The sequence below is a fragment of the Pseudomonas lijiangensis genome, assembly GCF_018968705.1.
Classification (GTDB): domain Bacteria; phylum Pseudomonadota; class Gammaproteobacteria; order Pseudomonadales; family Pseudomonadaceae; genus Aquipseudomonas; species Aquipseudomonas lijiangensis.
Genome location: NZ_CP076668.1, coordinates 1,976,958 through 1,990,000 on the forward strand (window position 1 = coordinate 1,976,958; position 13,043 = coordinate 1,990,000).

Below are 13,043 nucleotides of genomic sequence, written 5' to 3' on the forward strand. Positions count from 1 at the left end.
TGAAGTCGCCAGCAAGCTGCCTCCCACAAAGAGGTTTATTGGCCTTGACTCTGTGCATTCATTCGCGAACAAGCTTTCGCGGATAAATCCGCTCCTGCGCACTGGTTGGATTCAGGCCCTGGCCTGCATCGGCGACAGGCTGCTGAGGGGGATTACCACTTTCTGCTGGCGCTGCAGCAGATTGAGCAGGATCACTGCACGCTCGGTCCCGTCGACTGCCAGGAAAATCGCTTCGACATCGCAGAAACCACCCGCAGTCACCCGCACCGATTCACCCTGGGCATACATCGCCCTGGGTTTGGGCACCAGCAGGCGCTGGCGTATCTGTTCGATCAGATGATCCTGGACCGGCACCGGATGGCCACCGAACGTCACGATGCGCGCTACACCACGGGTCGAGCGAATCGGATACCAGTTGTCATGCACTTGATGCATGCGAATGAACAGGTAACCCGGAAACAACTCCTCTTCGGTCTTGCCGACGCGCTTTCTATTGTCACTGACCGTCAGCGGCCGGTAGCACTCGAAATGCTGGCGTTGCAAGTGCTCCTGGGCCCGGCCTTCCTGTCGGGGTTTGGTCTGGATCAGGTACCAGCGGGCGTTGTCATGGGCATCTGACATGGTCTCACTCCGCTGCAAGCTGTGGAGAGAGAGGCGAAACCGCTTCCGTCCCGATCTGGATATAAGCGTCGTTGGCGGCAACACTTTCATTGTCGCTGTAACGGGTTAGCAGCTCCTGAACGCGCTCCAGGCTATTGAACATCAGCACATCGATGATCGACAGATTGGCCACGAAAGGGTGAGCTGACTGCGAATAGACAATCGGGTCCATCTTGAAAAAATGCAGCAGCAGGCCGTTGTGGGCGAAATGATCGCGGTCGTACAACTCCATGCCACCGATGGGATTGAGCACGGTGGTCGCCGAGAAGGCGTGCGCAATCTTGATGACCCGGTCCTGCTTGTCGGTGCATGGCGCAAGCTTCAGATCGGAGCCGCGCAGGATCGGCGTGATGATCTGCAGGTATGAACACAACTCGCGGATGGAGTGTTCGGCGTACAGCGCAAGGTTCTGTTGCGGGAAACGAATCAGGCGCTCGATCAATGGCATCACCTGAGCAAAATAAGGTGCCTTGCGATAGCTCTGGGTGATCAGGTTGATGAGGCGACTGGCTTCCTCGTTGAAGTTGTCCACCAGATGACGCTGCATGATCGGCAGGGCGAAGTGGTCCTTTTTCAACGGGAAGCTGATCAGCCGGGCTTCGCCGTTGCACAGGATCCGGTTGCGGTTGACCCAGCCTGCACGGATATATTGCAGATCGTCACCCAGGACGAAGACATCTGCGGCAGCGATGAGCTGAAAGTAACCCAGATAAGGGAACAGGTAGGGCTGCATCATTGCTATGGTCCTGGCCATGTGTAACTCCTTTAAGTGGATGGCGTGATTGGTGCGTCGGGGCTTGGGTTATTTCATTTGTGAACCGGGTTGTAGCTGTATCCATAGGCAGCACAGTCGTAATCGGAGCTCGATGCCTTGCGCACCACGGCATTGAAAATGGCGCCCTTGATCAGAATTCCGTTCTGCCCGAGCCGGCGCTTGCAGGCTTCGATTTCCTTGATGGTGGTCACGCCGAAACGGGCCACCAGCAGACAGGTGCCCGCCTGACGACCCACCAGGGTCGCATCGGTCACGGCAAGGATGGGCGGAGTGTCGATCAGGATCAGGTCGTAGAGCGGTGAAAGCTCGTTGAGCATTTTGTTGAAGTTGTCATGCATCAAGAGTTCTGAAGGGTTGGGCGCTGCGAAACCGCATGAAATGAAATCCAGATGACGAATCTGCGTGTGGTTGATGACTTCGGTGCAGTGCAGGCGCGCGGCCAGGGTGTCGGACAGTCCGTGCTTGGGTTGCAGCCCCAGTACCCGGTGCAGATAACCCTTGCGCATGTCGGCGTCGATCAGCAGCACCCGCTTGCCGGTCTGGGCGATGATGGCCGCCAGGTTGCTGGAGACGAACGACTTGCCGACGCCGGGAGACGGGCTTGAAATCATCAGCACGTTATTGCGGGCTTCTAGCATGGCGAAGTGCAGGCTGGTACGCAGGCTGCGCAGGGATTCTATGGCCAGCTCGGTCGGCGCGGCGATGCTCAGCAGCTTCGAATCCTTGCTGGCGACACGGCTTTGCAGATTCTTCTCCAGACGTTCCTGCTGGCGGGAGTAGGGGAGAGAGGCGTAGACCGGCATGCCGATGTTTTCGATGAACTCGGCACTTTCCACGCCACGATAGAACGCCTGGCGTACAAAGATGATGGAAACGGCCACCAGTGCGCCGAGCAGGGTGGCGATCAGCACGATCAGGGTTTTCATCGGCTTGACCGGTCTTTCGACGTTGGTATCGGCGTTGTCGATCACCCGCACGTTACCGATGCTTCCGGCCCGCAGAATGTCCTGTTCCTGGCTCTTGTTGAGCATCAGGGTGTAGGTCTGGCTGGTGACCTGCATGTCACGGGTCAGGCGCAGCAATTCCTGTTGGGTAAGGGGCAAGGCTTCGATCTTTTTCAGCAGGCCCTGCTTCTGTTGCTCCAGTTGGGTCATCTGGTTCATCAGGCTGCGGTAGGTCGGGTGTTCGCGGGTGTAGAGCCGTTCCAGCTCGACGCGCTTGAGCTTGAGTTCCGAGAGCATGGAGTCGAGCTTGACCACCTGATCGAGCACACCTTTGGTTTCGATGCTCAGGTCCACCGACTTGGCGCTGGTCTGGAAGTTGTTCAGGGCCACTTCCGATTCTTCCAGCTGCTTGCGCACCATCGGCAATTGCGAACGCAGGAACTCCAGGCGCTGCGCGGCTTCGGCAGAACTGCGTTCGACGTTCTGGCGGACATACAGACGGCTGATTTCGTTGAGTATCTCGTTGGCCTGTTTCGCGTCCTGATCCTCGATGGACAGGTAGATGATTCCCGAGTCCTTGCCGGCCTCGGTGATCTTCAGGCGTTTCTGGTAAATCAGTGCCGCGCTCAGGGTGCGCAGCCGGGAGACCGTGAATTCGGTACCGGGACGGGCCTGAATATCCGCGACCTGGATCTTCACACCGCGACCCTCGACGGTGCGGTGGGTGGCGCCGCTGAGCAACAGGGCATGATCCTTGTCATAAAGCGCAAAGGTGCCGGGCTTGCCTGCAATCAGTGTCAGGTCTTCCCCCAGAAGGTCTTCAGGGACCTCCAGTTGGAAGATATCGATCTTCTCGCCGCCCCAGGCGTATTGCTCCAGCCCGAACATCGGCTCGGCCAGGGCACCTTCGTATTCCGGTTTGAAGGTGCGATACAGGTAAGGGCCAATGACCGGCAGAACGTTGGGCTTCTGGATGATGTTGAGCTTCAGGTCGTCGACGACCTTGCCCAGCAAGGCCCGTGACTTGATCAGTTCGATCTCGGTCATGGCCTGGGAAACCGACATGGGTTTGTTGCTGACCTCGGGAGTGCCTTCGATCCCCACTTTCTTGGGCTCGATCTGGATCATGGCATTGGCCTGGAAAATCGGTGTGGCAAGAATCGCGTAGGCCAGGCCGACCATGAAGAACAGGCTGACGATCCAGATGATCAGACCCTTGTGGTCGAACAGCATGCGCAAGATAGTTGCCAAATCGACCCGGGTGTCCTGGTAGTAATCCAGAGAAGAACGGTTCATGACGGTCATTTATCTTGTTTCTCCTGACTGAAGATAAGGAAGCCAGTCGTCAACGCATCGCGAAAGATGCTCATAGGTCTTTTCAAAGGCTGACTGGGGCCCCCGGTAGGGGTCGGCTATTTCCTGCTGGTGTTGCCACTTGCCGATCAGAAACGTCTTGCCACGGACTTCCGGCGCCAGTTTCAGAATGTTGAGAATGTGCGGCTGCTCCATCAGCAGGATCAGATCTGCCTGACGCAGCAGTTGCCGGTTCACCTGACGCGCTTCATGGCGGCGTGTCGGGACGCCATGAATCTGCAATACGGTTTTTGCCAGTGGGTCGATGGACGAGCCCGGCATCGTGCCGATCCCTGCCGAATGGATATGCACCGCGGATGACGACAGGCGATGGCGCAGCAGGGCTTCGGCCATGGGGCTGCGGCAGATATTGCCGACGCAGACCACCAGCACATTACTGAACATGGTGCCTGCCGTTTGACGGGATCAGCCTCTTGCCGAGGTTGACGATGACGTTGCGCGCCACCATCAGCAGCGCCTGAAACTTGTTGCGCGGCACCAGCGCCGCCAGCGACAGGCTGACCACCTGCATCAGGAAGTGCTCATACAGCTGCTGATTGCCCAGCCGGTTGTAGTAATTGGCCAGGCTTGAAAAGGTCAGCAGGCTCATGTGGATCTTTCGCTTGTTGCTGCGCATGGAGAAGATCCCGCCGGGATGTAACCGGTAAGCAGCGGGTTTGATCTCGGCAATGAACTTGCCCTTGCCGAAGGCCCCCAGCAACGACCACCAGCACAGGTCGTTGAGAGGTGCGATAGGTGGCTTCAGCTCGGGCGGCATGCTGGAGAACACGTTGCGAAAGCAGACCGTGAGTGTGGAAAGAGGCCGCGCCATCTGCAGTTCCAGGGCCGTGGCGTCGGCGCGCAGCTTGCCCTGTAGCTGGACGCCATATTGGCCGTGCTCGTCGAAGGCAATAGCGTCGTGATAGGTGATGACGTAATCGGGATGGCTTTCCAGAAAGTCCACTTGCAACTGCAGCTTGCGCGGGTCGGTCCAGTAGTCGTCGGCCTCGCAATAGGCGATGTAGCGGCCGCGGGCCTTGGCGAACAGTTCCGGGACACAGGGCTTGCCCTGGCGATACTGATTCTCCTCCTGATAAAAGGGGCGGATGATCGTCGGATGGCGCTTGGCGTATTGCGCAATGATCTGAGCAGTGCCGTCGGTGGAGGCATCGTCATGGATCAGGATTTCGAAGTTGAAGCTGGTCTGCTGTGACAGAAAGCCATCCAGCGTCTGGGTGATGAACCCCTCCTGGTTGTAGGCCGGGCAGACGATGCTCAATAGCGGTTCGGCGTTGTCAGGGCGCTTGTTTTTCACGGTGGCATCCATGGCTCATGTACTCGGTTTGCTGAACAGGACGTAGATCTTCATCGCCAGGGGTTTGTAGCTTGCGGCCACCAGCGCCAGGGTGATGAAGCCACTGGCGGCGAGGCCCAGCAGCACGGTCGTGCGGCTCTGTTGTTGCGCGATCATGCGAAACACCGGCTCGCTGCAGACCAGCCCGACGGCAGTCATGGCACTGATTCGCAGGGTGTCGCGCAGCCATTGCCCGTGAATCCCCGGTGCCAGGCGTTGATGCACGATCATCGGCCAGATCGCGAACGACACCGCCCGCAGGGAAAAGAACGCCAGGGCCGAGCCATAGGCACCCTGGTAGTGAATCGCCAGAAACATCACCGGCACCGTGATCACGGCAGAGATGACGCTGTACCAGAGATGCAGCCGCATCTGTCCGTAGGCGTACTGCAGATAGAACTGGAAGGCGCTGGCCGCCATGATTGCGCTGCCCAAGGCATACCAGCACAGGATCGAACGTCCCCACCGGGCCGCGGCCTCATCGCCGGTCCAGGCGTAGAGCAGCGGTTCGGCATGCAGGGCGACAATGGCCGCCAGTGGAAACAGAAAGGTGCAGACAAAACGGTTGGCTGCCAGAAACAAGGCCTGCATGTCCTGATAGCGATCTTCGGCGACCAATACCGTCAAGCGGGGCAGCAGGGCCTGCACCAGCGGGTTGGTCAGCATCATGATGCCGGTGGTGATCAGCGCGACCAGAGAGAAATACCCGTACTGATCCAGCGGCAGTATTTCCGAAAGGAGCACCTTGTCGAACTGAGTCAGTACGATCCACAACACGCTGCTCAACGAGATGCTGGCGGCGAACGGCAGGATGGGTTTGACCAGTTGCCAGTCGATGCCCGTGAGCCAGTGGGCGACAGGCATCTGCCGCCAGGCCCGAGTGGCGAATATCAGGGTTTCGAGCGCAGCGACAGCGGCCTGGAATTCAAAGAAATCCTGCGGATCCTGAGAAAAACTGCTCACCAGCCACAGCCCGCCGAAGTAGCGCAGGGTTGCGATGAAAATGTTGACCCCATTGAGCCAGGCATGCTGTTCGAGCCCCTGGATACCGCTTTTATAAAGCGTCGAATACAGGCGCAGGGCGATGACCACGCCCATCAGGCCGATGCAGTTGACGAGCGTCTGTGGCTGCAATTCCTGGGCGTTGAGCCATTGCACGGCAATCCAGGAACTGGCGGCATAGACCCCGATGGCACTGAGCAGCGCCATCGGCAGAAACAGGATCTCGAACGAGCGCAGGATTCGTCCCTGATGCCTTTCACTGGCTGGCGAGGTCTGATGCCGGGCCACGGCTCGTACCAGGCTGGGGGACATGCCGGCATCGAGCAATTGCAGCCAGGCCTGCATGACAGTGAAGAACCCGATCAGACCGTAAGCCTCTGCGCCAAGATGGCCGAGGTAGAACGGCATGATCACAATGCCCACCAGCATCACATAAGCCTGCCCGGCGTAATTCAGCGCGGTATTACCGATCACGGAGCGTTTGCTGAACATGGGCATCAGAGGACCTGGGCAATGGCGGGGCTTTGATAGCTGGCACTGCCCAGGCTGCATTCTTCGATCAGGGTATGAATGACCCGGTCCTGATCGTCACGGGGCAGGCCAGGGTAAATGGGCAGGCACAGCACTCGCTCGCTCAAGGCTCGTGATACGGTCTGTCCCGTTTGCGGCTGGAGGTATTCGAGGGTGTCCAGGGAAGGGTAGAAGTAGCGGCGCGGGTTGATACTGCGGGCGTTGAGCGAGGCTCGTACCCTGAGCAGATGCTGCTCGTCCTGCAGGGCCACCGGGAAGTAACTGTTGTTCAGTTCGCTGTCGGGCTCGGGTTGCTGCAGGTCCAGGTAACTTTCCAGACGCGAGCTGTAGCGATGGGCGATTTCGGCACGTTCTTCGAGGATATTCTCGATATTGTCCAGAATGCACAGGCCCATGGCGGCCGAGAATTCATTGAGCTTGGCGTTGATGCCAATGCCGTCGATCTTGTCGACATCGGCAATCCCGAAGTTGCACAGCAGGTAGACACGCCTGGCCAGTTCGTCATCGTTGGTGATGATCGCGCCGCCTTCGATGGTATGGAACAGCTTGGTCGCGTGAAAACTCAGGGTGCTGATATCTCCCCGGTTGAGCACTGACTGACCGGCATGACGTACCGCGAATGCATGGGCGCCGTCGTAGACCACCTTGAGCCTGTGCTTGCGCGCAATCTGCTCGATGGCGTCGACGGCGCAAGGGTTGCCGAACACATGGGTCCCGACAATCGCACTGGTGTCTTCGGTGATCGCGCTTTCGATGAGCTGTGGCGAGATGTTCCAGGTATGGGGGTCTATGTCCGCGAAGATCGGCCGGATACCTTCCCATTGCAGGGAGCTGGTGGTCGCCACGAAGCTGAAGGGCGTGGTCACTGCGCTGCCACTCAGGCCCAGGGCGCGATAGGCGACTTGCAGCGCCAGGGTGCCATTGTTGGTCAGGATGATGTGCCTGACCCCCAGGTATTCCTTGAGCCGGCTTTCCAGTTCGCCTACCAGTGGCCCGTGATTGGTCAGCCAGCCCCGTGCATAGATGCCTTCGACATACGTCTTGAACTTGTCGATATCACCAAGGTAAGTCTTGGTTACGTTAATCATCGAAACCTCCATGTCGCTCGTCGGATCGTTCTGTTGCGGTGGGGGCCTGTTCCTTGCCTGAGCTAGGGAGAGGTCGGTTCTGGAGGTGAGGAACTGGTCTGTGCGCTGACACGTGCCGCCCGGCCCTGATTCATGCCCAGAATCAGTCGGGTGAGCGTGCTGCCGCTGTGGGGATCGCCGAAATGCAGGATGGCCGTGGCCCGTTTCAGACCAGGACTGCATGGCTGGTTGGCGTGCAAGGAGCGATAGCCCCAGAACAGATAGATATTGCCGGGCTGCAGTTTCAGAACTGTCGGCCTGAGCCAGCCACGATTGATGGCGGCACAGGTCAGCCAGCGGCTGAAGCGGTTCTGTAACAGGGCCTTCTCGACGACATTGCGCGCCACGTTGCTGCGCAGCTTGCGTGCGTTGGGGAACAGCATCAGGTCGCCGCATTCTTCGCCATCGACCGGGATGTAGATCGGAATCAATGCGGTGACCAGACTGGCATCGAAGTGAAAACAGTTGGACTCACGTACTCCCTGAGAGCCCTGGATGCAGCGCAGGACAGGAAATATCTGCTCGCTGGGGCTTTCCTGCAGGGCGGCATGCCGGTAGAGGCTGGCCATGAGCTGCTTGAATGTCGGGTCTGACCAGAGACTGGCCAGCAGGCTTTCGCCCAGGCTTTTTTCACCATGGTAGGCAAAGTATTCGCCCGGATGTTTCGACGCCCGGCTGTCGGTGAAGGCCCGCAACTGCTCCAGATCGGTGTCGCTCACTATGTTCGTGAGGGTGGTGAATCCCTGTGCATCTATATCGTTGGCCAGGTGTTGAATCTGTTGGGCGTCGAGAGCGGGTATCAGTGGCATTTCAGTTACACCTTTGGGCAGGTGGAGGCGAAAAACCAAAAGCGAAACTGCTGGCCTGGTTATTGGGTTTACCGGATGTCCGGGCACGCTACCGCCCGAATCCTCGGGATCCGGACTTGCATTCATTCAAATGACACCCACGCCAGCCTGATTGAACGAATCCGTTCCAGTCGAGCGATTGCTTCAGACAAAGCTACCGCCACACCGAACGTGTTCAGTAATTTCAAGGGTTTCATGAGTCAACAGACATCCAGCGGGGCGAGGGCAAGGCTCCGTGGAAACAACTAACATCGTGGGCAGAACAAGAAAGCTACGGCGTGACCCGATCCTGCGTTGTGCTCTGTGGCATTTACGTACAGTCCAGGATGGGGCTGACAGTCCTATATATTGGTAGCGTCAGCCAATCTGTCAAATTATTTCGTCAGCTTTCTGTTAAATACTTGATAAACCGTTTCATTAAATAAATAAGTCATTGATTTGAAAGGGAGTCAAAAAAATAGCGAATGCTTCATAAGAGGGCGGTGTCATTTTTTGGGCATATTTACAGAACAGGAGGTGTAAAATTTGTACAAGAGAATCCAGAGCGCTGAGCATAGGTGCTGTCGGCACGTTTGCAGGGGAACTGTTATTCCTTTAGTGAATATATAAATAATAATATATAATTTTTGGTTCTATGTGGTTTCATGCAATAGTGATGCTGTGATCTGTAACGTAGCGTGCTTTGAGGATGGTCTCAGGGTTTGAACCGGATCGAAGGGATATGTCGATCATGTAAGCAGTTCGGGATGCCGGGCTGGGCAATTCAGAGGGCTGTACATGCAAAATTCTGCGCTGTATTTCGATTACGCTGCTACCACGCCCGTGGACGAGCGCGTGATTCAGGTGATGGTCAAGTGTCTGGGGATAACGGGCAATTTCGGCAATCCCGCTTCCAGTTCTCACTCATATGGTCAACAGGCGCGCCTGACAGTCGAATACGCACGCGAGCAGGTAGCCGGGCTGGTGGGTGCCCAGGCCGGACAGATCATCTGGACGTCCGGCGCAACGGAGTCCAATAACCTGGCGCTCAAGGGCGTGGCACAGGAGCATGCACTTCGCACGGCAAAGTCCGGCGGGCACATCATCACCAGCCAGATCGAACACAAAGCCATCCTCGATACAGCCCAGCAGCTCGAAGCCGGTGGCTACGAGGTGACCTACCTTGCCCCAGATGCCGATGGCCTGATCACTCCCGACGCTGTGAGTGCAGCTCTGCGTGACGACACCTTTCTGGTGTCGCTGATGCTGGTCAACAACGAACTGGGAACCGTCAGCGACATCGCCGCAATCGGCGAGCGGGTCCGGGCACACGGCGCGCTGTTTCATGTGGATGCGGCCCAGGGTGCCGGCAAGCTGGCGATCAACCTGGCGGAACTGGCCGTGGACCTGATGTCGTTTTCGGCGCACAAGATCTATGGTCCCAAAGGTATTGGCGCCCTGTATGTCGGCCCGCGTGCCGAGCAGCGGGTTCTGGCCCAGATTCATGGCGGCGGCCATGAATGCGGCCTGCGTTCCGGAACCCTCGCGACTCACCAGATTGCCGGAATGGGCGCAGCCTTCGCCCTGGCAGCCGATTCGCTGGAGCAGGAAATCGCCCATATCGAGCGTCTGAATCTTCGTCTGCGTGAGCGTCTGGCAGATATTCCTGGCGTAAGAATCAACGGCAGCCCTGATCAGCGTATTGCACATACCCTGAGCCTGACCTTCGGCAAGAGCGACCTCAATATCGCTGCCCTTGGCAACGGCCTGGCTTTCTCATCCACCTCGGCCTGCAACTCCGCGAAGAACACGCCTTCGCACGTTCTTCTGGCGCTGGGGTACAGCCCGCAGGCGGCGAGTCAGACCATTCGCCTGAGCCTGGGACGTTTCACCTCCGAGCAGGATATCGACCGCGCTGTGGAGTTGATTCGTGCCTCATTGATCCAGCCTGCGTTCTGGGCGGTTGCTCAGTCTTGATTGGTGCTCCATTATCTGACCCGATATAGCGATTAAATCGGGTCAGGAGAGTCAATGAGTACGCAATCCACAGGAGTGGCAGAACGTCTGGCGCAGACGCGCGCCTTGATGAGTAGGGAACAGATCGATGCCTATCTGGTGCCCTCGGCAGATCCCCATCTCTCCGAATATCTGCCTGGCTATTGGCAAGGTCGGCAATGGCTTTCCGGTTTCCATGGCTCCGTGGGAACGCTGGTCATCACTCAGGATTTCGCCGGTGTCTGGGCCGACAGTCGTTATTGGGAACAGGCGACCAAGGAGCTGGCGGGCAGCGGTATCGAACTGGTCAAGCTGCTTCCCGGCCAGCAAGGTCCTCTGGAGTGGCTTGCCGATCAGGCCGGGGCTGAAACGGTGGTTGCCGTCGACGGTGCCGTGCTGGCTGTCGCTTCCTCTCGCAGTCTTGCCAGCAAGCTGTATGCCCGTGGCGCCAGGTTGCGCACGGACATGGACCTGCTCAATGAGCTGTGGAAAGACCGTCCTGCCTTGCCAACCAATCCCGTATTCGAGCATCTGCCGCCATACGCGACCCTTGAGCGGGGCGAGAAACTGGCCCGAGTGCGTCAGACCATGCTTGAGCGTGGGGCCGATTGGCATTTCATCGCGACCCTGGATGACATTGCCTGGCTGTTCAATCTGCGCGGCACCGATGTTTCCTACAATCCGGTCTTTATCTCTTTTGCGCTGATCGGGCCTCAGAGCGTCACGTTGTTCGTGGCCTCGGACAAGGTGGGCGATGATGTGCGCCAGAGTCTTGTGCGCGACGGTATCAACCTGCTGGAGTACACGCAGATCGGCGCAGCATTGCGTGAAGTGCCAAAGGATGCGCGTCTGCTGGTGGATCCGGCACGAGTGACCTGTGGCCTGCTCGATTACCTGGACAGTGAAGTGACGCTGGTCGAAGGGTTGAATCCGAGCACCTTGTTCAAATCCCGCAAGACCGAAGCTGATACACGGCACATTCGCCAGGTCATGGAGCAGGACGGTGCAGCGCTGTGCGAGTTCTTTGCCTGGCTTGACGCGGCATTGGGGCGCGAGCCCGTGAGTGAGCTGACCATCGACGAAAAACTCGGCGAAGCTCGTCAGAAACGTCCTGGTTATGTGTCGCCAAGTTTTGCCACCATCGCGGGATTCAATGGTAACGGGGCAATGCCGCATTACCGTGCCAGTGAAGAGGAGCATGCGCAGATCGAGGGTGACGGCCTGTTGCTGATCGACTCTGGTGGACAATATCTGGGCGGCACCACCGACATTACGCGCATGGTTCCGGTAGGTACGCCCAGCACCGAGCAGAAGCTGGACTGTACGCGAGTGCTCAAGGGCGTGATTGCTCTGTCCCGGGCTCGTTTTCCGAAGGGGATTCTGTCGCCGTTGCTGGATGCCATTGCCCGGGCGCCGATCTGGGCCGATGAGGTCAATTACGGTCATGGCACCGGGCACGGTGTCGGCTATTTCCTGAATGTGCACGAAGGGCCGCAGGTCATTGCCTATCAGGCGGCAGCCACGCCACAGACAGCAATGTTGCCGGGGATGATCACGTCCATCGAGCCGGGTACTTACCGGCCGGGTCGCTGGGGAGTGCGAATCGAGAACCTGGTCATCAACCAGGAAGCGGGCAATACCGAGTTCGGTGAGTTTCTCAGGTTCGAGACGCTTACGCTGTGCCCGATCGATACGCGCTGCCTGGAAATCTCACTGCTGAGCCAGGACGAGCGCAAGTGGCTCAACGACTATCATGCTCACGTCAATGAGCGCCTGAGCCCGTTGCTGCAGGGTGCGGCCCTGAAGTGGTTGCAGGTCCGCACGGCGGCGGTCTGATAGGCCTGTGTGAGTGTCGAAGCCTCAGGGCTTCGACGCTGCCTGGCCTATCGGCGAGCTTTTGCGGCAAACAATGATCATGCTGCGGCTGGTATAACCTGCCGGGTTCAGGCCGAACGGGTAATCGCCCGGATCTTCCACCACATCGCCGGACTTGGCGATGACCTTGTAACTCCTGGACTCACAGGCATTCGTAGCCAGTTCGTTGCATTTTTCCCAGGATGAAGACAGGCCCGAGCAATTGATGTGAATACCGCGTTTGCCTTGCTTGACAGGGTTGGACGTTGTCGCACATCCGGCGACGGCGAGTAACGCCAGTACGATAAAGATGTATTTCATGCCCTTCCTTAACTGGTCATTATTCAAAGCCAGCGTCTGGCCTGAGTTCTTGTGATCACATAATGACGTTCGTAACGTGATATCTCGATGGCATCGTCTGCGAAACGAGAATTCACAAAGGCATAAACATGGCTCATGCGCGTGACAAATGCTAGTGCTCTGTCACCCAAAAGCATATCCATTTTCCTGAAGGCTCAATCTGCAGGCACGAGCTGCGGTTTGCCTGACGTGGACGTCAGGGTGGCGCCGATAGATGCCATTATGATGGCCAAAATCGCCAGCCATTGGACCAGTGTCAGG

Annotated in this window: 12 protein-coding genes (1 of these 12 only partly in view); 2 read left to right on the forward strand and 10 right to left on the reverse strand. The window is 57.9% G+C overall.

Annotated elements, in window-relative coordinates:
- Positions 1 to 111: 111 nt before the first annotated feature.
- The 8 genes from rfaH to KQP88_RS08655 form a co-directional block, all read right to left on the reverse strand.
- Positions 112 to 621 carry a transcription/translation regulatory transformer protein RfaH gene (gene rfaH, locus KQP88_RS08620; RefSeq protein WP_216705399.1) on the reverse strand — a complete coding sequence of 170 codons (510 nt, stop codon included), beginning with the start codon at positions 619 to 621 and terminating at the stop codon, positions 112 to 114.
- A 4-nt stretch (positions 622 to 625) separates the two neighbouring features.
- A complete protein-coding gene (locus KQP88_RS08625) occupies positions 626 to 1,414 on the reverse strand; it encodes a WbqC family protein (RefSeq protein WP_216705400.1) in 789 nt (262 codons plus the stop codon).
- 53 nt (positions 1,415 to 1,467) lie between these two features.
- On the reverse strand, positions 1,468 to 3,684 hold the full coding sequence (locus KQP88_RS08630) for a polysaccharide biosynthesis tyrosine autokinase (protein ID WP_216705401.1): 2,217 nt from the start codon (positions 3,682 to 3,684) through the stop codon (positions 1,468 to 1,470).
- Entirely contained in the window at positions 3,685 to 4,137 is a 453-nt protein-coding gene (locus tag KQP88_RS08635; RefSeq protein WP_216705402.1) for a low molecular weight protein-tyrosine-phosphatase, read from the reverse strand.
- Complete coding sequence (locus tag KQP88_RS08640; protein WP_025259454.1) at positions 4,127 to 5,059, reverse strand: glycosyltransferase family 2 protein; 933 nt, start codon at positions 5,057 to 5,059, stop codon at positions 4,127 to 4,129. Before KQP88_RS08640 ends, KQP88_RS08635 begins: the two co-directional genes overlap by 11 nt.
- Before the next feature lie 3 nt (positions 5,060 to 5,062).
- On the reverse strand, positions 5,063 to 6,580 hold the full coding sequence (locus KQP88_RS08645; RefSeq protein WP_216705403.1) for a lipopolysaccharide biosynthesis protein: 1,518 nt from the start codon (positions 6,578 to 6,580) through the stop codon (positions 5,063 to 5,065).
- Between the two features lie 5 nt (positions 6,581 to 6,585).
- Positions 6,586 to 7,707, reverse strand: coding sequence for a DegT/DnrJ/EryC1/StrS family aminotransferase (locus tag KQP88_RS08650; RefSeq protein WP_216705404.1), 1,122 nt, complete (start codon positions 7,705 to 7,707; stop codon positions 6,586 to 6,588).
- Between the two features lie 62 nt (positions 7,708 to 7,769).
- Positions 7,770 to 8,555, reverse strand: coding sequence for a hypothetical protein (locus tag KQP88_RS08655; protein WP_200994009.1), 786 nt, complete (start codon positions 8,553 to 8,555; stop codon positions 7,770 to 7,772).
- 816 nt (positions 8,556 to 9,371) lie between these two features.
- On the opposite strand from KQP88_RS08655, the gene KQP88_RS08660 reads away from it, so the two are divergent.
- On the forward strand, positions 9,372 to 10,550 hold the full coding sequence (locus KQP88_RS08660) for a cysteine desulfurase family protein (RefSeq protein WP_216705405.1): 1,179 nt from the start codon (positions 9,372 to 9,374) through the stop codon (positions 10,548 to 10,550).
- Between the two features lie 54 nt (positions 10,551 to 10,604).
- Positions 10,605 to 12,404 carry an aminopeptidase P family protein gene (locus tag KQP88_RS08665; protein ID WP_200994007.1) on the forward strand — a complete coding sequence of 600 codons (1,800 nt, stop codon included), beginning with the start codon at positions 10,605 to 10,607 and terminating at the stop codon, positions 12,402 to 12,404.
- Positions 12,405 to 12,428: 24 nt separating this feature from the next.
- Here the strand turns inward: KQP88_RS08665 and KQP88_RS08670 are convergent, their stop codons facing one another.
- Both KQP88_RS08670 and rhtA read right to left on the reverse strand, forming a co-directional pair.
- Positions 12,429 to 12,743: a hypothetical protein gene (locus KQP88_RS08670; RefSeq protein ID WP_025259460.1), complete on the reverse strand. Its 315-nt coding sequence runs from the start codon at positions 12,741 to 12,743 to the stop codon at positions 12,429 to 12,431.
- A 194-nt stretch (positions 12,744 to 12,937) separates the two neighbouring features.
- On the reverse strand, positions 12,938 to 13,043 hold the final stretch of the coding sequence (gene rhtA / locus KQP88_RS08675) for a threonine/homoserine exporter RhtA (RefSeq protein WP_200994006.1). It continues 779 nt past the right edge of the window; the window shows 106 of its 885 coding nt (coding positions 780-885); its start codon lies off the right edge, out of view — the gene reads right to left on this strand; its stop codon occupies positions 12,938 to 12,940.